This window comes from Sphingomonas sp. GC_Shp_3 (genome assembly GCF_026540945.1).
Taxonomy (GTDB): domain Bacteria; phylum Pseudomonadota; class Alphaproteobacteria; order Sphingomonadales; family Sphingomonadaceae; genus Sphingomonas.
The window spans coordinates 102,785-126,213 of record NZ_JALNUT010000001.1 but is presented as its reverse complement, the minus strand read 5'-3'; the positions used below and the strand labels follow the sequence as shown (position 1 = coordinate 126,213).

At 65.3% G+C, this 23,429-nt stretch carries 27 protein-coding genes; 8 read left to right on the top strand and 19 right to left on the bottom strand.

What is annotated here, in order from left to right:
• Positions 1 to 32 precede the first annotated feature (32 nt).
• Both OXR00_RS00605 and OXR00_RS00600 read right to left on the bottom strand, forming a co-directional pair.
• Positions 33 to 1,178 carry a DUF1501 domain-containing protein gene (locus OXR00_RS00605; RefSeq protein ID WP_267386091.1) on the bottom strand — a complete coding sequence of 382 codons (1,146 nt, stop codon included), beginning with the start codon at positions 1,176 to 1,178 and terminating at the stop codon, positions 33 to 35.
• A gap of 3 nt (positions 1,179 to 1,181) precedes the next feature.
• Positions 1,182 to 2,687 (bottom strand): DUF1800 domain-containing protein, encoded by a 1,506-nt coding sequence (locus tag OXR00_RS00600; protein WP_267386090.1) that lies wholly within the window; start codon positions 2,685 to 2,687, stop codon positions 1,182 to 1,184.
• A gap of 206 nt (positions 2,688 to 2,893) precedes the next feature.
• Here OXR00_RS00600 and OXR00_RS00595 point away from each other — a divergent pair, with 206 nt between their 5' ends.
• Positions 2,894 to 3,181 (top strand): hypothetical protein, encoded by a 288-nt coding sequence (locus OXR00_RS00595; RefSeq protein ID WP_242146011.1) that lies wholly within the window; start codon positions 2,894 to 2,896, stop codon positions 3,179 to 3,181.
• A 68-nt stretch (positions 3,182 to 3,249) separates the two neighbouring features.
• On the opposite strand, the gene OXR00_RS00590 is transcribed toward OXR00_RS00595, so the two are convergent.
• From OXR00_RS00590 to OXR00_RS00550, 9 genes are all read right to left on the bottom strand, one after another.
• On the bottom strand, positions 3,250 to 3,531 hold the full coding sequence (locus OXR00_RS00590) for a DUF427 domain-containing protein (protein ID WP_267386089.1): 282 nt from the start codon (positions 3,529 to 3,531) through the stop codon (positions 3,250 to 3,252).
• Between the two features lie 2 nt (positions 3,532 to 3,533).
• On the bottom strand, positions 3,534 to 3,893 hold the full coding sequence (locus tag OXR00_RS00585) for an arsenate reductase (RefSeq protein ID WP_267386088.1): 360 nt from the start codon (positions 3,891 to 3,893) through the stop codon (positions 3,534 to 3,536).
• The gene (locus OXR00_RS00580) at positions 3,890 to 4,309 is read right to left on the bottom strand and encodes a GNAT family acetyltransferase (RefSeq protein WP_267386087.1); all 420 of its coding nucleotides are present in this window, start codon (positions 4,307 to 4,309) and stop codon (positions 3,890 to 3,892) included. Before OXR00_RS00580 ends, OXR00_RS00585 begins: the two co-directional genes overlap by 4 nt.
• A complete protein-coding gene (locus tag OXR00_RS00575; RefSeq protein ID WP_267386086.1) occupies positions 4,306 to 4,776 on the bottom strand; it encodes a GNAT family N-acetyltransferase in 471 nt (156 codons plus the stop codon). The genes OXR00_RS00580 and OXR00_RS00575 overlap by 4 nt, the downstream gene beginning before the upstream one ends.
• Positions 4,773 to 5,924, bottom strand: a complete 1,152-nt coding sequence (locus tag OXR00_RS00570) for an acyl-CoA dehydrogenase family protein (RefSeq protein ID WP_267386085.1) — start codon at positions 5,922 to 5,924, stop codon at positions 4,773 to 4,775. Before OXR00_RS00570 ends, OXR00_RS00575 begins: the two co-directional genes overlap by 4 nt.
• An 80-nt stretch (positions 5,925 to 6,004) precedes the next feature.
• Positions 6,005 to 7,588 (bottom strand): DUF6311 domain-containing protein, encoded by a 1,584-nt coding sequence (locus OXR00_RS00565; protein ID WP_267386084.1) that lies wholly within the window; start codon positions 7,586 to 7,588, stop codon positions 6,005 to 6,007.
• 59 nt (positions 7,589 to 7,647) lie between these two features.
• On the bottom strand, positions 7,648 to 8,094 hold the full coding sequence (locus OXR00_RS00560) for a DUF1810 domain-containing protein (protein WP_267386083.1): 447 nt from the start codon (positions 8,092 to 8,094) through the stop codon (positions 7,648 to 7,650).
• Positions 8,091 to 9,728, bottom strand: coding sequence for a cyclic nucleotide-binding domain-containing thioredoxin-disulfide reductase (locus tag OXR00_RS00555; protein ID WP_267386082.1), 1,638 nt, complete (start codon positions 9,726 to 9,728; stop codon positions 8,091 to 8,093). Before OXR00_RS00555 ends, OXR00_RS00560 begins: the two co-directional genes overlap by 4 nt.
• Positions 9,729 to 9,894: 166 nt before the next feature.
• The gene (locus OXR00_RS00550) at positions 9,895 to 11,223 is read right to left on the bottom strand and encodes a chloride channel protein (protein WP_267387105.1); all 1,329 of its coding nucleotides are present in this window, start codon (positions 11,221 to 11,223) and stop codon (positions 9,895 to 9,897) included.
• Positions 11,224 to 11,322: 99 nt separating this feature from the next.
• Here OXR00_RS00550 and OXR00_RS00545 point away from each other — a divergent pair, with 99 nt between their 5' ends.
• From OXR00_RS00545 to OXR00_RS00535, 3 genes are all read left to right on the top strand, one after another.
• Positions 11,323 to 12,255, top strand: coding sequence for a glutaminase (locus OXR00_RS00545; protein ID WP_267386081.1), 933 nt, complete (start codon positions 11,323 to 11,325; stop codon positions 12,253 to 12,255).
• Positions 12,256 to 12,326: 71 nt separating this feature from the next.
• A complete protein-coding gene (locus OXR00_RS00540) occupies positions 12,327 to 13,643 on the top strand; it encodes an Nramp family divalent metal transporter (protein WP_267386080.1) in 1,317 nt (438 codons plus the stop codon).
• A 65-nt stretch (positions 13,644 to 13,708) separates the two neighbouring features.
• Positions 13,709 to 13,930, top strand: coding sequence for a hypothetical protein (locus tag OXR00_RS00535; protein WP_242146000.1), 222 nt, complete (start codon positions 13,709 to 13,711; stop codon positions 13,928 to 13,930).
• A gap of 15 nt (positions 13,931 to 13,945) precedes the next feature.
• Here OXR00_RS00535 and OXR00_RS00530 read toward each other — a convergent pair whose 3' ends face one another.
• Positions 13,946 to 14,680: a Crp/Fnr family transcriptional regulator gene (locus OXR00_RS00530; RefSeq protein ID WP_267386079.1), complete on the bottom strand. Its 735-nt coding sequence runs from the start codon at positions 14,678 to 14,680 to the stop codon at positions 13,946 to 13,948.
• 175 nt (positions 14,681 to 14,855) lie between these two features.
• On the opposite strand from OXR00_RS00530, the gene OXR00_RS00525 reads away from it, so the two are divergent.
• The 3 genes from OXR00_RS00525 to OXR00_RS00515 all read left to right on the top strand — a co-directional run bounded on the left by OXR00_RS00525 (position 14,856) and on the right by OXR00_RS00515 (position 16,500).
• On the top strand, positions 14,856 to 15,128 hold the full coding sequence (locus OXR00_RS00525; protein WP_242145998.1) for a hypothetical protein: 273 nt from the start codon (positions 14,856 to 14,858) through the stop codon (positions 15,126 to 15,128).
• A gap of 80 nt (positions 15,129 to 15,208) precedes the next feature.
• Positions 15,209 to 15,913 (top strand): guanitoxin biosynthesis heme-dependent pre-guanitoxin N-hydroxylase GntA, encoded by a 705-nt coding sequence (gene gntA / locus OXR00_RS00520; protein WP_242145997.1) that lies wholly within the window; start codon positions 15,209 to 15,211, stop codon positions 15,911 to 15,913.
• The gene (locus OXR00_RS00515; protein ID WP_242145996.1) at positions 15,910 to 16,500 is read left to right on the top strand and encodes an urea carboxylase-associated family protein; all 591 of its coding nucleotides are present in this window, start codon (positions 15,910 to 15,912) and stop codon (positions 16,498 to 16,500) included. The genes gntA and OXR00_RS00515 overlap by 4 nt, the downstream gene beginning before the upstream one ends.
• Positions 16,501 to 16,542: 42 nt before the next feature.
• On the opposite strand, the gene OXR00_RS00510 is transcribed toward OXR00_RS00515, so the two are convergent.
• From OXR00_RS00510 to OXR00_RS19630, 7 genes are all read right to left on the bottom strand, one after another.
• A complete protein-coding gene (locus tag OXR00_RS00510; RefSeq protein ID WP_242145995.1) occupies positions 16,543 to 17,085 on the bottom strand; it encodes a hemerythrin domain-containing protein in 543 nt (180 codons plus the stop codon).
• A 235-nt stretch (positions 17,086 to 17,320) separates the two neighbouring features.
• The gene (locus OXR00_RS00505; protein ID WP_276592848.1) at positions 17,321 to 17,662 is read right to left on the bottom strand and encodes an SWIB/MDM2 domain-containing protein; all 342 of its coding nucleotides are present in this window, start codon (positions 17,660 to 17,662) and stop codon (positions 17,321 to 17,323) included.
• Positions 17,663 to 17,795: 133 nt separating this feature from the next.
• Complete coding sequence (gene mgrA, locus OXR00_RS00500) at positions 17,796 to 18,875, bottom strand: L-glyceraldehyde 3-phosphate reductase (RefSeq protein ID WP_267386077.1); 1,080 nt, start codon at positions 18,873 to 18,875, stop codon at positions 17,796 to 17,798.
• 99 nt (positions 18,876 to 18,974) lie between these two features.
• Complete coding sequence (locus OXR00_RS00495) at positions 18,975 to 19,988, bottom strand: inorganic phosphate transporter (protein WP_267386076.1); 1,014 nt, start codon at positions 19,986 to 19,988, stop codon at positions 18,975 to 18,977.
• 6 nt (positions 19,989 to 19,994) lie between these two features.
• Positions 19,995 to 21,080 (bottom strand): DUF47 family protein, encoded by a 1,086-nt coding sequence (locus OXR00_RS00490; RefSeq protein ID WP_242145992.1) that lies wholly within the window; start codon positions 21,078 to 21,080, stop codon positions 19,995 to 19,997.
• 130 nt (positions 21,081 to 21,210) lie between these two features.
• On the bottom strand, positions 21,211 to 21,702 hold the full coding sequence (locus OXR00_RS00485) for a hypothetical protein (RefSeq protein ID WP_267386074.1): 492 nt from the start codon (positions 21,700 to 21,702) through the stop codon (positions 21,211 to 21,213).
• An 85-nt stretch (positions 21,703 to 21,787) separates the two neighbouring features.
• Positions 21,788 to 22,825, bottom strand: a complete 1,038-nt coding sequence (locus OXR00_RS19630) for a methyl-accepting chemotaxis protein (RefSeq protein ID WP_276592847.1) — start codon at positions 22,823 to 22,825, stop codon at positions 21,788 to 21,790.
• A gap of 232 nt (positions 22,826 to 23,057) precedes the next feature.
• Here OXR00_RS19630 and OXR00_RS00475 point away from each other — a divergent pair, with 232 nt between their 5' ends.
• A complete protein-coding gene (locus OXR00_RS00475; RefSeq protein ID WP_267386073.1) occupies positions 23,058 to 23,288 on the top strand; it encodes a hypothetical protein in 231 nt (76 codons plus the stop codon).
• Positions 23,289 to 23,429: the final 141 nt, after the last annotated feature.

The window sequence follows — 23,429 nt, the reverse complement described above, 5'->3', positions numbered from 1 at the left end:
CGGAATGCGCGTCCGGGTTCAAACGGCGCGGTCTACGCCAGCCCGGTCACCGCCTTGCCGCCTCGCCCACCTGGGAACAACGCCGCCATCGCGCGGTCACCCTCGATCCCGAAGTGTGACGCGGTCGCACCGGCGATCAGCGCGTCGAGCTGCATGGTCGGCTTCAGATCGCGGTTTTCGTACAAGGCGCTCGTCGCCAAACCGGGCCAGTCGGCCAGCACGCGCCCACCCTTCACCGCACCACCGAGCAGCATCGCCGCCGTGCCGGTGCCGTGATCGGTGCCACCGGTACCGTTCACCGCCACCGTCCGCCCGAACTCGGTGGCGACCAGCACCATCGTATCCGCCCACACCGGCCCGAGACCGCTCTGGAGCGCACCGATCATGCCATCGAGCCCCTTCAACTGCGCCGCCAGTCGCCCGCGCTGGCCGGTGTGCGTATCCCAGCCGCCAGTCTCGATCATGGCGATGCGTGCGCCGTTGGCAGGGGCGAGCAACTTGGCTGCCAGCGCGCCGGTCGCCGCCGCGTTCTTGCCGTTGTCGGCCGCCATGTCGCCGGTCAGGCTGCGTGTGGCGAGCGCATCGCTCCACAACGCATGCAACTGGCTGTCCCCCGCATAGAGCATCGACACCCGCTGCATCAGATCGTCCGATGCTTGCGGCAGCGCCGCGCTAGCGTAGGACGACACCTCATGCGGGCCACGCAAGGCCATCGGCATCGTCGCGGAGATCGCGATCGCCTTGGCCTCATCAGGCGATAGCAGGCCAAGCATGCGGTTGAGCCAGCCGTCGCGCACCTGATAGGCGCTCGCACCGCCAGTCTCGAGCACGTTCTGTCCGTCGAAGTGCGATCGATCCCGGTACGGCGAGGCGATCGCATGCGCGAACAACGCCTGTTTCTGGCCGTACAGCCGGTTCACCGCGCCGAGCGCCGGATGCAGCGCGAAGGTCGCGTCGAGCTTCGGCGCGGTCGCGAAATCCTCGGCAAAGGCGCCGCGCGCAGCCGCATACGCCGGATCACCCACAGGCGCGACGATATGCAGCCCGTCCGCCGCGCCACGTTGGATGATGAAAACAAAGCGCCGGTCGGTCGCCGCCTTGGCGAACGCCATGCGCGGCGCAAGCACGCCGGCAAGACCCAGCGCACCGGTACCGATGAAGGAGCGACGATCGAGCATGTTCTATCTCCGCAGGAATTCGGGTGCGACAAGCAGCAGCGCAAGCGCCTGGCCGGGGCTTTCCGCGCGGGCGAGCGCCTGCGTGGTGGCATCGCTGACAGCCGCCGGGAACAGCTTCGGCGCGAGCGCGCGCGCGTCGATCGTGGTGGGTGCGCGCTGCGCGAAGCGTTCCGCCGCCTCGACCCGGCGCATCACCGCGTCCGGCCCCGCCCAGGTCGCGGCGAGATCGTCGTAGCCGACCGGTTGGCCCGGCTTCCACACCGGCTGGCCGAGCTGGTTCATCAATCCGGTCACCGCCTGCGGGTCGACCGTCTTCTGGCCAAGCGCGCGCATCGTCGCGATTCCCCATTCCCACGGATCGCGGAATTTGCGCGGTGCCTCCACCCAAGCCTCGGGCGAATCGATGATCGCGCGGTATACCGTCGGCAGGTCGCCGCGCGATTGCAGGTATGCAGACTGCAGCCGCTTCACCATCGCCGGCGGCGGCGTGTCGCCCGCGAAATGCCGGGCGAGCTTGGTGGCGAGGTGGGTCGCGGTCGCCGGATTCAGCGCCACTTCATCGAGCACCGCCTGCGCCTGCTCGACGCCGCCGGCCGGGTACGTCTTGCCGATGATGGTGCGGTCGCCCGGTTGGTGCATCGCGCCGACGAACAGGAAATCGCCAGGCAGACCGTCCGTCCCCGCCATGCGCGCGCCGGGCGCCTGGCCGATGCCGGCGACGGTCCACCCGGTCAGCGCCCGCGCGAACTCGGTCACGTCGGCCTGTCCGTAACCGCTGCGCACTCCAAGGGTGTGAAGTTCCAGTATTTCGCGCGCGAGGTTCTCGTTCAGGCCAACCTTGCCCTTGCCGCGCGCGGCGTTGCGCAGGCCGATCGCGCTGTCCGGGCCGATCGACACCGCCTGATCGAGATAAAGCAGCATCGCCGGATGCCGCTCGACCGCGACGAGCATATCGCCGAACCGGCCGAGCAGGTGCGGGCGGATCGCCTCGAACTCCAGCGTTCCGGCAAGACCGGTGAGTTCCAGTTTGTCGGCGGAGACAGCGAAGTGATTCGACCAGAACTGCACCAGCCGCTCGACGAAGGGCGTATCGGTCATCAGCGCCGACTGCGCGCGGGCGCCGACCGCACCGGCATAATCCTGTCGCCCGGCGCGACGGGCGAACTGCGCGGCCTGACGCATCTCGGGGGTCCGCTCCACTTGACCAGGATTCGACATGCCCGGAGCGGGCGCCATGGTCGCAGTCGCAGGGCTGACGCCCATCGCCGGCGAGGGCCCGCGTGCGGCAGCGGTCATCTGCGCCTGCTGGCGCAGCGCCCGGCGTTCGCGATAATAGCTGGCGAGTTCGGCGGAAACACCCGCGCTGGTCGGTGCGGCGAGGATCGCATCCGGCTTCGCATCGTAACGCGTGAATTGCGCGATCAGCCACGCCTTGGGATCAGCGGGGATCGGCTGGTCCGGCCGGTTGCCGAGGCCGAATCGGTTGAGGGCGATACTGGCAGCGCTCATCGACATCTGTCTCCTGCCCCCGGATCCTCGTCATAACCCCGCAACGTCGCGAAAGTGTGTCAGCCGCGCGGCTTGGCGTTCGTTTCGTGCATCCGGGCGCGCGTTTTTTGCGTTTGGCGGCATTGCTGCACTGCAATAATCCGGGCTTCGCCAACGAGAACATACAGGATGCTGATCTGGCTTTCGACCAACCGAAAGGAAAGATCATGAACAAGACCCTCCTCCTCGCCGCCTCGCTTTTCGCGGCCGTTTCGACCCCGGCGCTTGCCGACACCGCGCCGCAGCACACCTTCACCCGCGATGGCGATACCTATGTCTACACGACGCAACAGGTCGCCAACCACACCGTCATTTCCGGTCGCGTGCTTAACACCGGCGATACGTTCCGTCTCAGCGTTCGCGGCAACCGCGTGACCGGCTTCTCGGGCCGTCGCGAAGTGTCGTTCGACGTGCCGGCATCCTCGGCGAAGGCGCTCGCGTCGAGCGCCAACTGATCGGCCCCAGCAATTAATGAGGAAGCGCCGCCGCCGCGATAGGATCGCGCGGCGGCGTTTCGATGTGGTCAGGCGACGGTCACGCCCTTCCAGAACGCGAAGCGGCCCTTGATCTCGGCGGCAGCCGATTTCGGATCGGGGTAGAACCACGCCGCATCCGGGTTGCGTGCGCCATCCACCACCAGCGTCTTGTAGCTGGCCGTACCCTTCCACGGGCAGATCGTCTGCGTGGCGCTGTCTTCCAGTACGGCAAGATCGACCGAGTCGGCCGGGAAATAGTGGTTACCCTCGACCACTACAGTGTCATCCGATTGCGCGATGACGGCGCCGTTCCAGCTGGCGGTCGGCATGGTTATCTCTCCTGAACGTTCAAACCGGCCGCAACATAGGCTTCCGGCCTGAAGCCCACCAGCAGCGTCGCGCCGCTTTCCAGCACCGGGCGTTTGATCATCGAAGGCTGCGCGATCATCAGGTCGATGGCGGTGTCACGGGTGAGGTCGTTCTTGGCGCTGTCCGGCAGCTTGCGGAAGGTCGTCCCGGCGCGGTTGAGCAGCACCTCCCAGCCAAGCGCATCGCTCCAGCGCTCCAGCGTAGCGCGATCTATCCCCGTCTTCTTGTAGTCGTGCACCGTATAGGCGACGTCATGCGCGTCTAGCCACGTCCACGCCTTCTTCATCGTGTCGCAGTTGCGGATGCCATAGAGTATGGTCATGGCTTCACCATCCCATTGAGAAAGCGGCCGAGCGTCACCACCGCCTGCGGCGCATAACCGAGCCGCGCGTAGAAGCCGAGCGCTGCATCGTTGGTGTCGCGCACCATCAACTGCACCTTGGGCGCGTCATGCTCCGCCAGCCACGCTTCCGCCGCCGCCATCAGCGCACGGCCGATACCGCCACGCCGGCGATTCGGCGCGACCGCCAGGTAGTAGATCCAGCCGCGATGTCCGTTGAAACCGACCATCACGCTGCCGATCAGCGTATCTCCGTCCCGCGCCAACAATATTGTCGAGGTCGAAGTGGCAAGCGCCAGCGCAAAATCGGCATGGGGATCGTTCCACGGCCGCGTCAGGCCGCAGGCGTGCCACAGCGCGACCGTCTCGACAGCATCGGCGTTCGTCGCCGCGATCATGCGCCGCCGTCCAGGGTAAGTTTGTAGCCGAGGTGGCTGCGCTCCCAGCCAAGCCGGTCGTAGAAGCGATGCGCGTCGACGCGGTCGCGCTGGGTGGTGAGTTGCACCATCCCGCACCCGGCGGCGCGGCACCAGTCGACCGCCCAGCCGATCAGCTCGGCGCCCAGGCCCTGCCCGCGCAGGTCGCTCGCGATGCGCACCGCCTCGATATAACCGCGCGCCATTCCCTTGCGCGACAGACCGGGCAGCGCCGCAAGCTGCACCGTGCCGACCACGCGCCCGTCCAGCTCCGCCACCGCGAGCAGCAGCTTGGGATCGGCGGCGAGCGCCTCGAACGCGGCAACGTAGCCTAGATCGAGCGGCAGGCTGGCATCCTCGCGCGCCGCGCCCTTGATATCGTCGGCCAACATCGCGACGATTTCGGGCAGGTCGTCGCGCGTCGCGGCGCGCACCCGCAGCCGGCTCATGCCGCGCCGATCAACTCGCGACCGATCAGCATGCGGCGGATCTCGTTGGTACCCGCCCCGATATCGAGCAGCTTGGCGTCACGCGCGAAGCGTTCGACCGGCCAGTCCTTGGTATAGCCCGCCCCGCCAAGCGCCTGGATCGCCTCGAGACTGACCCGCACCGCGTTTTCGGACGCGAGCAGGATCGCCCCCGCCGCATCGAACCGCGTCGTTCGGCCTGCATCGCAGTTGCGCGCAACGGTGTAGATATACGCCCGCGCCGAATTGAGCGCGACGTACATGTCGGCGATCTTGGCCTGCATCAGCTGAAATCCGCCGACCGGCTGACCGAACTGCTTGCGCTCCCGCACATAGGGCAGCACCACGTCGAGACACGCCTGCATGATGCCGGTCTGAATACCGGCCAGCACGGTGCGCTCGTAGTCGAGGCCGGACATCAGTACGCCGACGCCGCCGCCGACCGTGGCCATGACGTTCGCCTCCGGCACCTCGCAATCGGTAAACACCAGTTCGGCGGTGGGCGAGCCGCGCATCCCCATCTTGTCGATCTTCTGGCCGATCGCGAAGCCCGGCATGTCCTTCTCGATCAGGAAGGTGGTGATGCCGCGCGACCCCTCGCCCGTCTTGGCATAGACCACCAGCACATCGGCATAAGGTGCGTTGGTGATCCAGAACTTGGTGCCGTTGAGCACGTAACCGGCATCGGTCTTCACCGCGCGCAGCTTCATGCCGACCACGTCCGATCCGGCGCCCACTTCAGACATGGCGAGGCTGCCGACATGCTCGCCCGAAATCAGCTTGGGCAGATACTTCGCCTTCTGCTCCGGGTTGGCCCAGCGCGCGATTTGGTTGATGCACAGGTTGGAATGCGCGCCGTAGCTGAGGCCCACCGACGCGGAAGCCCGCGCGATCTCCTCGATCGCGACGACATGCTCGAGATAGCCGAGACCTAGCCCGCCGTCCGCCTCCGCCACGGTGATGCCGTGCAGACCGAGCGCGCCCATCTCCGGCCACAGCGCTTGCGGGAACCAGTCCTCCGCATCGATACGCGCGGCGAGCGGCGCGATCCGTTCGGCGGCAAAGCGTTCGGTCGTGTCGCGGATCATATCCGCCGTTTCGCCCAGCGCGAAATCGAGTTGAAGGCTCATCATCCTGCTCCGTATTCTTTTGATCGGCGGCAGATAGCATAGCCGGCGCGCAGCGGAACCCCACGCGGCACGGCAAGGGGTCAGGGGCGGCGAGACGTCGGGCCGGCCTGAACCAGCCGCACGCCATCGAGCACCAAGACGGGTCGCCCCGGCGGTGCATCCATGCCGGGAAGCACCACGTATAGCCGGTCGGGTACCAGCCGTCCGCTGCTGAAATCGCGCGTTTCCCTCTCCTGCCGCGCGATCGTGATGGCATTGTCGCGCGCTGCGTACACCAGCCGCATCGGTTTGCCGGCATCGATCGCGCGCCACGCAACCTCCTGAAACAGAGCGAGATGGGTGACTGCATCCGCCGGCACGAACGTGATGTCGCGTGCGCGCGCGATCACTGCTGCCCAGCGCGGGTCGCGCGTGCGCAGCCATCTGGTGCGGTTCTCGGCAATGCTGGCGTCGTGCCGCATCAAGGTGGCGAGCGGCACCAGATCGACCATCTGAACCGCCAGCACCAGCGCGAGCAGCAGTTGCGCCGCTTGCGGCGGCAACCGATAGGCGCTCGTCACCGCCCATAGCACCAGCACATAGGCGACCGGCCAGAACAGCCGTGCCGATGCGCGCACCGGATCGAGCAGCGCGACGGCGTGCGCCGACATCGGCACGGTCAGCAACGTCTCGCCCGCCCAGTCCACCCGTCGCGATATCGCGAGCAGCGTCAGCACCACCAGTGCGGGAAGCAGCCACAGCAGTCGCCGGTGCAGCGCCGAGATCGCTGGCGCAGTGCGACGTGACAGGAACGGCGTCATCACCACCAGCAGCAGGATGCCCGCGCCAAGGTACTGAAACGCCTCGACCTGGCGGTCCACCGCCTGCGGATGCGCGGGCAGGAACGGCGACATGCCGGCCAAGGCGGGATTCCACGGCGCGTCGAGCGGCATGCCGTATCGTCCGAACGATCCTGTCGACACCAACGCGCCGCCGCCGACCAGCAGCAACACGATGCCGACCGTAACGCCGAACGTCGCTACCGCGCCCGTCACCAGCCGGAGCCGGGCGGGCGCACCCTGCACGAAGCGTTCGAGCATTGCCGAACCCCAGATGCACGCGACCATCACAAGCAGATAGGCGTGGATCATCGCCGCCACCGCCATCACCGGCAGCCACCAGCGCCAGTTTCCGGCGCGGTGCGGCGACACGTGGATCCACAGCGCCCACAGGATCAGCCAATGCGCGCACAGATTGGCATGCAACTGCCGCACGAACAGCGTCGGCAGGAGCGTGAGCAGCAGCACGCCGCACCACAGACCCAGCGATGTGGCCGCATACGGCGCCAGCAGCGCCCGCGCGAAGCCGAGGTGCAGGACAAGGCACAGCAGGAACCACAGCCCGATGATCTGAAAGTCACCTCGGGGCGCGAACGGCTTTACCAGCAGTGCGGTCAGGGGATTGCTGTCGGTGAACAGCAGGCTGACGCCCTCCGGCGCGTTCAGCAGGTGCGTCCAGAAGCCGCGCGCGTCGGGATCGTTGAGCCAGGCATGAAGCCCAAGCGCGTTTTCGCCGTTGTCCGTGCCGCGCAGGAGCCAGCCGATATTGCCCGGATCGAGCATCGCGACATCGTGGAAACACACGAACAGGATACCGGCGAACACTACGATCAGAACCAGTTCCAACGGTGATCGATGAAGTGCCCGCATCGTGGCCGTGTAAGGCACAACGAACAAAGATGTGGTTAATGCGGCGTTTGCGATGCCCTGCCATCGGCCAATTGCGCAACGGTCGCTGCGTCACGATGGCCCCCGAACCAACGGTCGAGCGCCGCGCCGAACATCGCGCCACCGCCTGCCGCTTCAAACAAGGTTAACGACGAGCGTAGCTTCACCGCATCATTCCCGCCGAACACCGCCTCCGGCGATGGGTTCGGCAAATGCTCCAGCGCGCCGACGATCTCGCGCAGCCGCGCGCCCAGCAGCGGGTGCGCGAGATATGCCCGGGCCTCGTCGAGCGACCGAATTGCATAGTGGCGCGCCATCGCGCTTGATCCAAGGCCGGCGATCTGCGGAAAGATAAACCACATCCAGTGGCTGCGCTTGGCGCCCCGCCGCACCTCGACGAGCGCGGTCGCATAGCTGTCAGCCTGTGCCGCGACGAAGCGACCGAGATCGTAGGGATCACTCATTCGGCCAACATCATGTGGATCTGCGCCACCACCGCCGCGCCCTCGCCCACCGCCGCCGCGACGCGCTTGGTCGATCCGGCACGCACATCGCCGATCGCGAATACGCCGGGCAGGCTGGTCTGAAGCGGCAGCGCCGACCCGCCGGTCACGATGAAGCCCTTCGCATCTGTGTCGACGCAACCGTCCAGCCAGCCCGCATTGGGGTCCGCACCAATGAACAGGAAGAGGTGCCGCAAGGCACAGCGTCTGGTCGCGCCGGTCGCCCTATCCTTGAAGATCGCCGCGGTCAGCCCGGTCGTGCGATCGCCCTCCAGCCCGACGACTTCGGAGCCGACGTGGATCGTCACATTGGGCAACGCGGCGATGCGGTCGATCAGATACCGCGACATCGTCTCCCGGAGATCGCGGCGTACCACCAGATCGAGGTGCTTGACCTTGGCGGCGAGGAATACCACCGCCTGCCCGGCCGAGTTGCCGCCGCCGACCAGTGCGATACACTCGCCTTCGCACAGCTTCGCTTCGATCGGCGACGCCCAATATGACACACCATCACCGTCGAACATGGCGAGATTGTCGATGGCGGGGCGGCGATACCGTGCGCCGCTCGCCACGATGACGGCGCGCGCCCTCACCGTACCGCCGTTGGTCAGCACCAGCGTATGCGGATCGCCGGCACGGTGCGTCTCGCCGCAATCAAGCCGCTCGACAGCGAGCGGCACCGCCACCTCTACCCCGAACTTCAGCGCCTGCGTCAGCGCGCGGCCGGCGAGCGCGCGGCCGGAGATGCCGGTCGGGAAGCCAAGATAGTTCTCGATCCGCGCGGATGCGCCCGCCTGTCCGCCCGTCGCGCGTTCGTCCAGCACAACGACCGACAGCCCTTCGGATGCTGCATAGACCGATGCCGCCAGCCCTGCCGGCCCAGCGCCGACGATCGCGACATCGTAGACTTCCGCAGGATCGAGATCGGGAGTCATACCGAGGCAGGCGGCGGCCTCGGCATCGCTCGGTCGCTTGAGGATCGCCCCGTTCGGGCAGACCATCAACGGCAGTTCCTCGGGCAGGATACCACTACGCTCGATCAGCGCGCGCCCTTCGTCGTCCGAGGCGGCGTCGAGCACCAGATTCGGGTAACCGTTGCGCGTCATGAAGCCTTGCAGCCGCACGACATCGGCGCTGCCGGGCGTGCCGATCAGGATCGAGCCTGCGCCCCCTTCCTCGATCAGGCCGACGCGGCGCAGGATCAGCGCCCGCATCACGATTTCGCCAAGATCGGCCGATCCGACCATCAGCGCGCGCAGATGCGCGGCATCGAACGGCAACGCGGTACAGCCATCCTTACCGGCATGGCCCGCAGCGATGGTGGGACGGCCGGACAACTGCGCCACCTCACCGCTGAACTGGCCGGGCATATGGACGGTGATGACCGCCTCATCGCGAAGCCCGGCGCGGCGAGTGACGTCGATGCTGCCCGCCAGAACCAGCCATGCCGGCGCGGCGAGATCGCCGATACCGTAGACCAGTTCACCGGCCGCGAAGTCGCGCGCAGGCGCACTGGCGAAGCGTCGCGCGACCTCGATCTGCATCGAGTCGAGCGTCGGGAACATCTGATCGGTGCGCGTGTCGAGCGTGCTCATGGCGCGATCATCGGGCATGTGCGGGGGACATGGCAACCGCTACGTTCTGACCGATGTGGTGTGTCGTGCGGGGTATGGGCTACGCTTTGCTTCGTCAGCCGTTCTCATGGTTGCGCTGACAGCTGCAATCGACATGCCGGCCGCTCCCGCCGCCAACTGGCGAGCGTTACTTGGCCCGAACTGCGGTGCCGCTTGGAGGTTCGTCACGTTCAGGGTCTTTCGGCGCCCCGGGCTCAAGGAATCCGCGCGAAAGGCCATGATACAGGCGCTCGCGCGAGATGACCGAACTCACGCCATCCGCGATCAGCGCGGTCGCGAACAGCGGCAGGATCATGCCACGGCTCGCGGTCGCCTCGCTGATGATGATGACGGCGGTGAGTGGCGCGCGCACCACCCCGACGAAATACGCCACCATACCGAGCGTCACCACCGCACCGCCGGGATCACTCGGGAACGCCGCCGCGATCAGATGACCGATGCCGGCCCCCACCGCCAGCGACGGCGCGAAGATGCCGCCGGGCGTACCGCTCAGTGTCGTCGCCAGCGTGGTGATGAGCTTGGCCGGCCCGAACCACAGGGTTCCTGTGCCGCCCTCGACCAACTGCTTGGTCGCATCATAGCCGGTGCCCCACACCTCGCCGCGCGTGGCTATGCCGAGGATCGCCACCACCAGACCGCAGCCGGCGGAAAACAGGACCGGGCGTGAGCGCATACGCTTCAGCAGCGGGTGCGACGGCGACGTGAAGGCCAGCACGGCGCGACTGAACAGCCCACCGCTGGCACCGCCCACCACCCCCGCCACGGGGCAGATCAGCACGACCGATGCCAGCGACAGCGTCTGCCGCATCGACCCGAAATAGACGTAATCGCCCGCGATACCGAGGCTGACGAGGCCGGAGATCATCACCGCCGCCATCACCAGCACGGCCACGCGCTGTTCGTAGGCGGAGGCGAGCTCCTCGATCGCAAAGGCGACACCGGCAAGCGGCGTGTTGAACGCCGCCGCCACGCCCGCCGCGCCGCCCGCGATCAGCACGCCGGCGGTGATCGGCACGCGCAGCACCTTGTGCACCGCGATCATGATCGCGGCGCTGACCTGGACGGTCGGGCCCTCTCGCCCAACGCTTGCGCCGGCGAACAGCATGACCACCGTCATCGCGATCTTGGCGAAGGCGGTGCGCAGCGACACGAGCGGCCCCTGCGATGAGCGTTCGGGCGTGCGGCTCGCGGCGATGACCTGCGGGATGCCCGACCCGCGCGCCTGCGGAACCCAGCGCAGCGTCGCCCAGGTTATCACCGCGAAGATTGCCGGGCTCGCCAGCAGCGGCGCGTAAGGCCAGCGCGCCACGTCGGCCGCGAACACATGCTGCGCCCAATCGCCCGCCTTTGCGAACAGCAAGGCGACAATGCCGAGCAGAACCGCGCCGATCCCGGTGGCGATGCGTCGCCGGAACACGCCGAGCGGCAGCACCAGCCCGTCCTTGCGCAAACGCATCCAGTTGGTGATGTGCTGGCCCAGCCCCGCTACCGACGATCGCTTCATTCCGGCCGTGTGACAGATGGCGGCGCGGCGCGCTACCCGTTAAGCCGGCGCATGACCGACCTTTCCGCAATCGTTGCAGACATCGCCGCCGAGATGGCCGACGCGCCTGATCGCGGCACCGTGGCCGATTACATAGCTCCGCTCGGCGCGGTCGATCCGCGCCGGTTCGGCATGGCCGTGATCGCCGCCGACGGCACCTGCCACCTCGCCGGGGATGCCGAGCAGCCATTCTCGGTGCAGAGCGTCGCCAAGGTATTCGGCCTGACGCTGGCGCTTGGCGCGGCGGGTGATGCGGTATGGCAGCGGGTCGGTCGCGAACCCTCCGGGACAGCGTTCAACTCAATTGTGCAACTGGAGGCGGAGTTCGGCATCCCGCGCAATCCCTTTATCAACGCGGGCGCAATCGTCGTGTCCGACATCCTGCTCGGCCGCCGCGAGCCGGCCGAGGCGATCGCGGAGATCCTGCGGTTCGTGCGCGCACTGGCGGGTGAAGACGACATTTTCATCGATGCTACCGTCGCCGATGCGGAGGCGACTACAGGCTACCGCAACAAGGCGCTCGCCAATTACATGCGCGCGTTCGGCAATCTGCACCACGAGGTCGACCGCGTGCTCGGCGTGTATTTTCACCAATGCGCGCTGGCGATGAGTTGCCGGCAACTGGCGCTGGCCGGGCGCTATCTGATGAACGGCGGGCGTAATCCTTCGACGGGCCATTCGGTGGTGTCGTCGCGCCGCGCTCTGCGCATTAACGCGCTGATGCTGACCTGTGGCCATTACGATGGTTCGGGTGAGTTCGCTTTCCGTGTCGGCCTGCCCGCGAAATCCGGGGTCGGCGGCGGGATCCTGGCGATCGCGCCGGGCAAGGCGAGCATCGCGGTATGGTCGCCCGGGCTGAATGCGCGCGGCAACTCGCAACTCGGTACGCTCGCGCTGGAGCGACTGGTGCAGCGTACCGGCTGGTCGGTGTTCGAGGCGGACTGATCGCCGATTGCGATCAACGACATCGATCGATGATGGTGGCACCGCCGCGTCGCTGTTGATACAGCCTAGGCATGTCTGTCCAACTGCCGCGCGTTGCGACCGCGCCCTTCTGCCCGTCCGAGGTGCGCGGTTCGGTCGCGATCGCCGACGCCGCACCGTTGTGGCGCAAGCTGCTGCGCGCGACGGGACCTGGGCTGCTCGTGGCGGTCGGCTATATGGACCCGGGCAATTGGGCGACCGATATCGCCGCAGGGTCGCGTTTCGGCTACGACCTGCTGTTTGTCGTATTGATGTCGAGCATCGCCGCGATCCTGCTGCAATCGCTGGCGATGCGGCTAGGCGTCGTGGCGGGCGAGGACCTCGCACGGATGGCGCGCACCGAATATCGTCCGGCGGCGACCTATGGCCTTTGGCTGCTCGCCGAGATCGCGATCATCGCGACCGATATCGCGGAAGTTCTGGGGAGCGCCCTCGCCTTCAACCTGCTGCTCGGCGTGCCACTATGGGCGGGCGTACTGCTGACCGGGCTCGACACGATCGTCGTGCTCGGGCTGAAGGGCAATGGGTTCCGACAGATCGAGGCGATCGTGCTGGGGCTGGTGCTCACGATCGCCACCTGCTTCATCGCGCAGCTCGTCATCGCCGGGCCGAGCGTGGGCGGCATTCTGCATGGCATGGTGCCGAAGCTGTCGATCTTCGCGGACCATCAGGCGATCTACCTCGCGGTCGGCATCCTCGGCGCGACGGTGATGCCGCACAACCTCTACCTTCACTCCTCGATCGTGCAGACGCGCGTGACCAATAGCGACCCGGCCGGTGTGCGTGAATCGCTGCGGTTCGCCACTGTCGATATCGTCGTGGCGCTGCTGCTCGCCACGCTTGTCAACGGTGCGATCCTGACGCTGGCGGCGGCGACGTTCCACGCCAGCGGGCACGGCGATGTCGCAGAGATCGAGGATGCGTACCGTCTGCTCGCACCGATCACCGGCGCGACGGCGGCGGCGATCCTGTTCGGCATCGCGCTGTTTGCCTCCGGCCAGAGTGCGACCTTCACCGGCACGATCGCGGGGCAGGTGATCCTGGAGGGGTTCCTCGACCTCAAGATCCCGTGCTGGTTGCGTCGTGTCATCACGCGCGGCCTCGCATTGCTGCCGGCGTTGGTTGGCGTACTGTGGCTGGGCGATCACGCCGTCGGCAAGTTGCTGGTGTTGACGCAGGTGGTGCTGTCGCTGCAACTGCCGTTCGCCATCTATCCGCTGATCCGCTTCACCAGCAGCCGGCGCATCATGGGCGTTCACGCAAATGGCGTGGTGGTGCGGATCGCCTCCTGGTGCGTGTTTGCAGGCATTGTCACCGCCAATGTATGGCTGATCGCGCAAAGCCTGTAACCCTGGCTGTGGAACCTCGCGCAACGCGGAGCATTTCCCCTGCATAACTGACTGGAGCTACGTTTTTGCCAAACACCAAGCCGCCGAGGAATGCCGGCAAGGCAGCCATCGTCATCATCGCGATCGTGGCGGCGGTCTGGGCTGTCGTGTTCTTCGGATTCAACATAGCGCACCACAATTCCGCGCAGAGTGAAGAGCAGGGCCAGGTCCCGCCCGACACCAACGCGCAGGACGCGAAGCCGCAAGGCCCGCACGATCTTGGTACGGAACCGCGCTCGCATAAGTAAGGCGCGTGGACGCCGTCAGCGTCGACCAGGCTGAATATAGGCCGGGTCGAACTGGCCCAGTCGTATCAGGCGCTGCTCGTCTAGGATTCGCACGTGGTCCGGGTTCTTCACCGCGACGCCGTCGTCCGCCAGCCGCTTCAGCATGCGATTGAGGTGAACCGGCGTCAGGCCCACCGCGTCGGCGAGATCGACCTGCGTGATGGGAAACGGAAAGCCACCGCTCGGTTCCCCGATCAGTTGGTAGCGCACGTGCATCTCGGCAAACAGATGCGCGATACGCGCCAACGCGTTCTTGCGGCCGAGGTTGGCGTTCCAGTGCGCGAGAATGCTGGCATCGACGGCGCAGTCACGCCAAAAAGCGGCGGCGATGCTCGGGTAGCGTGTGGCGAGCTCCCGCAACGCCTCGTGCGGGATGCGCAGGATGCGGGTCGGGGTCAGCGCGTGCAGCGCCCAGGTGACCTGCGGCGCCACCACCGAATGCAGATCAGCCATGTCGCCGGGAATATGGATCGCCACGATCCCGCGATCGCCATTGCGGGTCTGGGCGAAGCGCGCCACCAGTCCATGAATGATGAGGCAGGCGTGATGCACCGGTTCGCCGACCCGCACGAAATCCCGCTCCACGTCGACTAAGGTCGCGATCCCCGGCGTCGCGAGCAGCGCGGCGCGTTCCTCATCGCCGAGCGGTGAACGGCCGGACAGCCGCCGAAGGTAGAGCGCGAGCGCCGTCTCGGTGCTTGATCGCGTCACGTAGAAACACCCCCTGCTAATCCGATACGCACACGTCTCCGTGTTAATGTCGTGCCCGCCGACAGGTTCCGGTGAGAGTGTCGAATTGAACCGACACCGCGTCACCGCGTCTTGACCCTCGCGGTTGCCTGATCGAAGGCGATCCACCAACCGCTTTATACCTGAAGGAACGATCATGGCTGCAGACAAGATGGACATCGACCTGGCAACCGCTCTCGACAATATCGACGAGCGGATGGTCGAGTTCACCGCCGAGGTAGACGGCGATGAGTATCAGTTCGGCGTGCAATATGCCGTTCTGGAGGCATTGAGCGGCGACGTTCCCGAAGACGACGCGATCGAGATGTTCACCCGTTTCAGCGACACGATCGGCGAAGCGGGGCTGGTAGCGCTGCGCCGCGACGACTCGGCCGATCTGATCGTCATAAGCGAAAACGACCTCGAATAACGAGTGACCGTATTAACCTGACTTGCTTTCGATCAGGGCGAATTTCCGGAACATCGCTCCGGACCGGGCGTAGTCGTGGGATGAAATCCGCGACCTCGCCGCTCTTTCCCTGGCAGCATCCTGCCCAGGGGGAACTCGAACTCCTGATGAAAGATCATGTCGGTGCGGCCGACTTCCCGTGCGTCGGCGCGAAGTCCGCGCTGGCGCACGGTACGCTGGAAGTCCTGGCGTGCAATGCGATCGACAGCGCGTGGGACGATCTGCGCATCCACGACGGGCTGATGACCTGGGCGGAACGGTATCGGGACGACCCCGGCCTGTTCCGCAGCTTTGCGGTGATCTTCGAAGGCCCGACGGACTTCACCGAGACGGAATTCGAGGGAGCGCTTTGGACGCGCATCCAGTCGCTGTCCGACAAGGATATCTGGCGTGGCCAGCGCTACGATACCCGGGTCAGCGCCGATCCCGGCGATCCGCATTTTTCGCTGAGCTTCGGCGGCGAAGCGTTCTTCGTCGTCGGGTTGCACCCGCAGGCCAGTCGTCCCGCCCGTCGCTTCTCGCGGCCGACGATGATCTTCAACCTGCATGACCAGTTCGAGGCGCTGCGCGCGATGGGCAAATATGAAGGGATGCGCGAAAAGATCATGGTTCGTGACGAGGCGCTGGCCGGATCGCGCAACCCGATGCTGGCCCGGCATGGTGACATGAGCGAGGCGCGGCAATATTCGGGCCGCGCGGTCGATACCGAATGGCGCTGCCCGTTCCAGTACAAGGGCGAGCAATGAGCGCCCCCGCCGTCGTCATCCCCGAACGCAGCGGCACCGCCTTCGCGCTACCGCGCGGGGCAACGTTGACCGTGATCGACCCGCGCGGTGAGCAGGTTGCCGATCTGCTCGCGTTTAACGCCGATGATCTCGACGAGGTGATCTCTTCGGGGCGAACGCTGGATTATGCGGAAACGATTCGGCTCACCACCGGCCACAAACTCTATTCGAACCGTAGTCGGGTGATGCTCGAGATCATCGCCGATACTGTCGGGATCCACGATTTCCTGCTGACCCCGTGTTCGACCGATACGTTTCTGCACTTCTATCCGACGCTACCGGTGCATCGTGGCTGTTTCGGCAACCTCGCGGAGGCACTGGCGCCGTATGGCGTAACGCCGGATCGCATTCCGATCGCGTTCAACTGTTTCATGAACGTGCCGATCGACAGTGAAACCGGCAAGCTGAAGGTTCTGCCACCGGTCAGCAAGGCGGGCGATCACGTCGTGTTTCGTGCTGACATGGACCTGATTATCGGCCTGACGGCATGTTCGGCGCCGGACTCGAACGGTGGCACCTTCAAGCCCATCGAGTATCGTATCGACTGATGTGCTCGCCCGCCACGCGGTGTGGCGGGCGATGCGCCGGGGTCAGACCGCGTCCGATCCCATGTACCGGCTAAACTCTTCCTTATACCGCTGCGAGATCATCGACTGCTCGTCGGCGGAAGCTTCCTGCTTCAACTGGAGGAACCACGTGCCTTCCTCGGAATAGATGTGGTGCGTCACCGCACCGCGGATGTGGCCAAGCTTGTCGAGATAATCCTGGCTCATCGGATCAAGCCGTTCGAGCAGACCGAGTTCCATCTTCGCGGCGGACTGCTCCTGATAGGCGAGCTCCGCATGACCGACCTGATGTTCCTCGGCCATTGCAGGATAGATCGCCGCCTCCTCCGCGACCGCGTGGCCGGTCAGGATGACGCCCAGCGCCTTCTGCGCGGCGATCCGCTCGGCCGGGGCGGCGGCAGCCTCAACCGCATCGAACGCGCGCTCGATCTGGCGGTGATGATCAAGGATCAGTGACAACCAGTCGCCGGGCGTCGCGGCGGCTTCCGCCTTCGCGCGTGCTTCCACGCGAGCTTCCTCGCTCTCGGGCGGGGTGATGGCGGCGATGGCTTTATCGATAACGGACATTGTGGCTGCTCCAGCTTGCTCAAGCCCGCTTTGGGTCTCTACTTTACAATGCACACGATCGAGGCGCGTTCCTCGACTTGATGTGCATCATGCAGTGAGCGCGTACCGAACGTGGAGCGCCACGCCGACGCCGGTTGTGACCTGCGTCGAGCGCACAAAAAACGGGGCGGAAGCATCATCTGCTTCCGCCCCGCTCCCCGATGTCACACGTTCCCGCATCGGGAACGCGCCACGATCAATCCTTCTTCGCAGTCAGATGTGCGCTGAGGTGCTTGTTCATCTCGAACATGCTGACCGACTTCTTGCCGAAGATCTTCTGCAACTTGTCGTCGCCGTTGATCTGGCGGCGATCCTTGGCGTCCTGAAGATCGTGCTTCTTGATGTATTCCCACACCTTTTTCACGACCTCGCTGCGCGGGAGATCATCCTTGCCGACGATCTCGGCCAGATCCTCCGACGGCGTGACCGGGGCGGTGATGCCGCCACGTGCGCCTGCGGCCGGCTTGCCGGTCGCCTTGACCTTCTTTTCCGCGGCTGCCGTTTCGTCCTTGCCGCGCTTTTCCGCTGATCGTGCCATGATTGCTCTCCCTCAAATACCTAGTCGTCGAATTACAGTGTGCCGCACATATACGCTGCGCAACCCCGTTCGTTGCTCGGCACACTCAGAAAGGCGCGGTATCGGCCCGATCTTCACCACGTTCCCATCGTCTTCACCGCGCCGGCACACCCTGCGCCGCAGGCAGATCGACAATATCCGACGATGAAGACCAGATGTTGATCCCACCATCTTCTGCCGCCTTGTCGATCGCCGCAAGGTCTTCCGGCGAAAAATCAAGCCGCTTTACCGCGTCGAGCGAATCATCGAGCTGTTCGAGGGTACGCGCACCGATCAACGCAGATGTCACACGGGCGTCGCGCAGCACCCACGCGATCGCCATCTGCGCCAGCGTCTGGCCGCGCCCTTTGGCGATACCGTCGAGCGTACGGATCGCGGCGAGGTTCTGATCGGACAGCAGCGTCTGCGCGAGTGAGCCGCCACGACTGGCGCGCGCATCCTCCGGCACGCCGCCAAGGTATTTGGCGGTGAGCATCCCTTGCGCCAGCGGCGAGAACGCGATGCAGCCGGTGCCGAGATCCTCCAGCGTGTCGAGCAGGTCCCGCTCGATCCAGCGGTTGAGGATCGAATAGCTCGGCTGGTGGATGAACAGCGGCACCTTCTCCTCCGCCAGAATCGCGGCGGCCTGACGGGTCAAACCCGGTTCGTAGGACGAGATGCCGACGTACAGCGCCTTGCCTTGCCGGTGGAGCTGGACCAGCGCGCCCATCGTCTCCTCAAGCGGCGTATCCGGGTCGACCCGGTGCGAGTAGAAGATGTCGACGTAATCGACCCCCATCCGCTTCAGGCTCTGCTCGCAACTGGCGATGAGATACTTTTTGGACGAGCCGATATCGCCATATGGCCCCGGCCACATGTCCCACCCCGCCTTGGTCGAGAGAATCAGTTCGTCACGATGCGCGGCGAAGTCGGCGGCGAATACCCGGCCAAAGTTCTCCTCGGCCGAACCGTAGGGCGGACCGTAATTGTTGGCAAGATCGAAATGCGTCACGCCCCGGTCGAACGCGCGGCGCAGGATAGAACGGCCGGTTTCGAACACATCGGTGCCGCCGAAGTTCTGCCACAGGCCAAGGCTGATCGCCGGCAGTTTCAGCCCGCTGCGGCCGGTGCGACGATACGGCATGCGATCGTCGTAGCGGGCGGCGTCGGCAACATAGGGCGAGGGGAACGGCATGGGCAATCTCCGGACAAGGCGTTCGTTACTGTCGCCTTTTCAGGCGCGGTCGCGGGTAGCAACGATTGCCACACCATTCCGCTCCCCGTCCCGCGCGGTTTAGAACAGCAGCGTCAGGCTGTAGAACAGCGCGCCCACCGCCGCCGAAGCCGGGATGGTGATGATCCACGCGATCACAACATTGCCAGCCACGCCCCAACGCACCGCCGACGCGCGCCGCGCCGTGCCTGCGCCGATCACCGCGCCGGTGATGGTGTGCGTGGTCGACACCGGTATGCCGAGCCACGAGGCGGAGAACAGGATGATCGACCCGCTGAGCGATGCGCTGAACCCCTGATGCTGTGACAGCTTGGTGATGCGCGAGCCCATCGTCTCGATGATCTTCCACCCGCCGGTCATCGTACCCATCGCGATTGCGACGTAGCAGGCAATCGCCACCCAGTGCGGCACCGCAAACGTCCCGTGCAGATAGCCGGTCGAGTAGAGCAGCACCGTGATGATCCCCATCGTCTTCTGCGCGTCGTTCAGGCCGTGGCTGAGCGAGTAGGCGGCGGAAGAGCACAGGTGCAGATTGCGGAACGTCTTTTCCGCGCGGTGCGCGCTCACACGGTGTAGCGCCCAACTGGTCACCAGCATGATGAGCATCGCCAGGATCATGCCGAGCGTCGGCGACAATACGATCGCGATCAGCGTCTTGTTGAGGCCGACCCACTTGATCGTGCCGATGCCCGCATGCGCCACCCCCGCGCCGATCATGCCGCCGACGAGCGCATGGCTGGACGAGGAAGGAATGCCCTTCAGCCAGGTCACCACGTTCCATACCATCGCGCCGGCCAGCGCGCCGAATACGACGCCCGGCGTGATCAGGTTCTTTTCGATCAAGCCCTGCCCAATCGTATCCGCCACCTTGTGCAGGCTGGGAAAGGTGATCGTCAGGAAATACGCGGCGAAGTTGCAGAACGCCGCCATGCCGACCGCGTGGACGGGTTTAAGCAGCCGCGTCGCAACCACGGTCGCGATCGAATTGGCCGCGTCGTGCAGGCCGTTGAGGAAATCGAAGGCCAGCGCGACGGCGATCAGGCCGATCAGCAGCGGCAGGGAAAGTTCGTACATGATGGATCAGCTATGATCGATGACGATGCCGTCGATCTCGTTCGCGACCGCCTTGAACGCGTCGACAATGCGTTCGAGGTGATCGTACACCTCCCGCGCGACGATGAAGCCCTGTACGTCGTCCGCCTTCAGTTCGGCAAACGCGCGTTTCACGCCGATCCGGTAGATGTCGTCGGACTGGCTTTCCATCCGCACCAACCGCTCGGTCAGTTCGTGCAGCCGCACGCCGTTGGCGGCGACATCCCGCAGCAGCGGCATCGCCTCCGCCGTCAGCCGCGCGGCATCGACAATGATCGCGCCGATATCCTTCATTTCCTGCTCGAACCCACGCAGTTCGTACAGATCGATCGCCTGAACCGCAGCCTGCATCTCGTCGATCGCATCATCCAGCGAGCTGATCAGGCTGGTGATCGCGCCACGGTCGAACGGCGTCAGGAACGTCTCGCGCACTGTGCGCAGCACCTCGCGGTTGATCTCGTCCGCGTCGCTCTCGCGCTCGATAACCTCGCGGATATGGTCGCGGTTGCCGTCTTGCAACAGCCGCGCCAGCGCGTCGGCGGCGGCGACGACCGTGACGACATGCGCCTCGAACATATCGAAGAAATTGCCGCTTTTGGGCAGCAGCCGTTGAAACCAGGCGAACATGCTTCCCACCCTTGATGTGCTGGCGACCGCGCTCAGGATTCCCCCCCGGCGCGTCGCGGCTTTGAAATCGGTTGGCCCGAACGATCGGATCAGGTCGCGCAGATCGGGCTCGTCGACAGCTTGCGCCGCATCGGCCAGGCTGAACCAGCGGCGTTCGCGCTCGGGCTGTTCCTTCCACGCGCCAAGCTCGGTGTTTACCGCCAGGCAGAACACATCCACGTCGATCATCAGCGAAGCGCCGTTGCCACGCCGCTTGCGATACCGGTACGACCCGAGCGGGGTCGGGCAGACCAGACCTAACACCCCCGCCTCCTCCTCCGCCTCGACGGCGGCCGCGCGGTGCAGCGGCAGGCCAGTCATGATGTTCCCCTTTGGGATCACCCAGCGCTTGGTCTGTCGCGACGTCACCAGCAAAATGTTGATGGGCGCGTCGATACCTTGTCCCATCACACGGTACGGCAAGGCAGCGATCTGGCGAATGTTGCGGGCTCCAAACGCCACTGCGGCGGAACGACCCGTTACACGCTCGGAGTGGCGATCCGCAACCTGCCGATTGCAAGACTCCTGGTGAAACGCGTCAACAGCGCCGATCGCGCGTGTTGGTCTGCGGCAATATGCGCAGCCGGCGCTTCGCCCAATAACTCAGGTCCATCGAAATCCTGACCTTCGCGCCGGCGTGGGTGTAGATCAGCTGATCGCCCTTTTCGTCAGGCGTGGCGGTGCTGCAATTCTGCCACCCGGCGTGTTCCAGCCCCTCGGTGATCTTGTAGACGGCATATTGATCGGTGTCGTGCCACAGCACCACCTCGTAAAAACCGCCGCCGCCATCGCCGCCGATCAGGTCGACCGCTGCCTCATAGGGGCCACCGCCTTCCAGCATCACACCATGCTTGCGGCAGCGCATGCTGATGTAATCGGGCTGTACGCAATCCGTGAAGCCGGCGCGCCGCGCATCGGCGAGACTGCCGGTGACGGGCAGCCCCTCGAACATCAATCGGGGCGGCGGCTTTCGCTGCGGGCCGCACCCGGCGAGCAGGAGCAACGCAAGCCACGCTGATACATGTTTCATCGAGAAAGCCCTGCCCCGCTGCGGAACGCGTCGGGCAGGTCATACGCTGTTTTCGCCGCTACGCCATTCACGTCGCGCACGCCGCTCAGCGATGTCGTTGAGCCAGCGCGCTGACGATCTCCTGCTCGGTCGCGACATGCTCCTCGATAATGCAGCGCAGGCCAAGATCGCTGATGCCATGATCGGACATGACATGCGCCTGGGCGACGTTGAGGCCATCGGAGGATCGTACCGACGTGCCCGCCGCAACAAAGGCGTGCGGGTGCTGGGCGTGCCATGCATAGGTGCCGGTGGTCGCGACCACGCAGTCGTTCGGATCGACGATCGAGGCGACGGCATTGGTCGCGGTCTTGTTGATGACATTCATGATCGACCCTGCCTGCCCCTCGAAATCGAATTCGAGGTAGCAGACACCGATCGTCGCCCCCTCGTACCGCACCGGCGCGACGAAGATCAGGACCTTGCGATCCGCGGACCACGGATTTTTCCAGACTTCGTCGGTCATCCACCCGACATTGGCCGGTGCCGCCATCGCCTTTTCAAACTGCGAATAGCCTTTGAAATTGACCCGGCGAACGGCGGCATTCTCATGCGCGCAGACCGCCACTCGCCCCTCCGCATCGACCATGAAGGCGTTGATAAAATAGGGCGAACACCCCAGCAACGTGCGCAGGCGCTCCAGCGCGCGTGCCTCGGTGCGCGGCGCGGCATGGTCGAGCAACAAAGCCTCTGCAACCGAATGGTCGGTCGCGAGCATGCGGATATCGATCGACCGATCGTAGATCGTGCGCGCCAGCGTATCGGCGACCGACTGCGCCAGGTCGGCGAGACGTCCGCCCTCGATTTCGCGCGCTAGTTCGTCGGCGATCGCGCTGCCGTGGTGCAGGTAGCCAAGCACCTCGTCCCGGAAGCTCGCGGCGGCGGTGCGCGCCAGCCCGGCAAGTGTCTTGACCTCCTGCGCCACCACCGAAAATCCACGACCGGCGTCGCCGGCGCGCGCCGCCTCGATCGTCGCGTTCAGCGCAAGCAAATTGGTTCGCCCCGCAATATCTTCGGCTTGTTGCGCGTGGGCGGTAACCTCGTCGCTGAGGGAACTGAGCAGGGATCGGATACGGCGTGGCATCTACGGCTTTCGTCGCTGAGCCATCTGTATTGCACGAACGTGATTAAAATTTGGTAGGCTGGTGCGAACCGGGAGTGCGAAACCAGTCCAGCAAGTCCGTGCGACATATCGCATTCGCACGCACGCTGCGCGTTGCGGCTGAACCGGGCAGCGACGGCCCCTTTAAGAGCCAGCATCGTTCAACTCCGGGATGGCGGGTGCTGATTTACATAAAGGAATGTCCGCGCGTAATGTGTATAGTCGATCGGTCGACCACACCCCAGCCGAGGTAAAGGCAATGGCCTCCTGCCCTGTTCCCGATAAGAACGACTACCTTTATCGGCGCGCCGAGCAGGAACTGGAACAGGCACAAAGGGCCGCGCACCCGGCAGCGGTAAAGGCACATTACGTGCTGGCGGGATATTATCTGGATCAGGTCTACGGCGGCGGTGAACAGCCGGCCGATGGTAAGGGTTTCGACTAAACGAGTCGCCGATCAGAGTCGTTCGCCATCCAGGTCGATCGGCGATCAGTTCGCACGATTGAGTGGTGAGCAGTAACGGCCCGGTTTGACGTCCCGGCCAGCGAAGATCGCGCCAATCTCCTCGTAGCGTCAGACTATGCA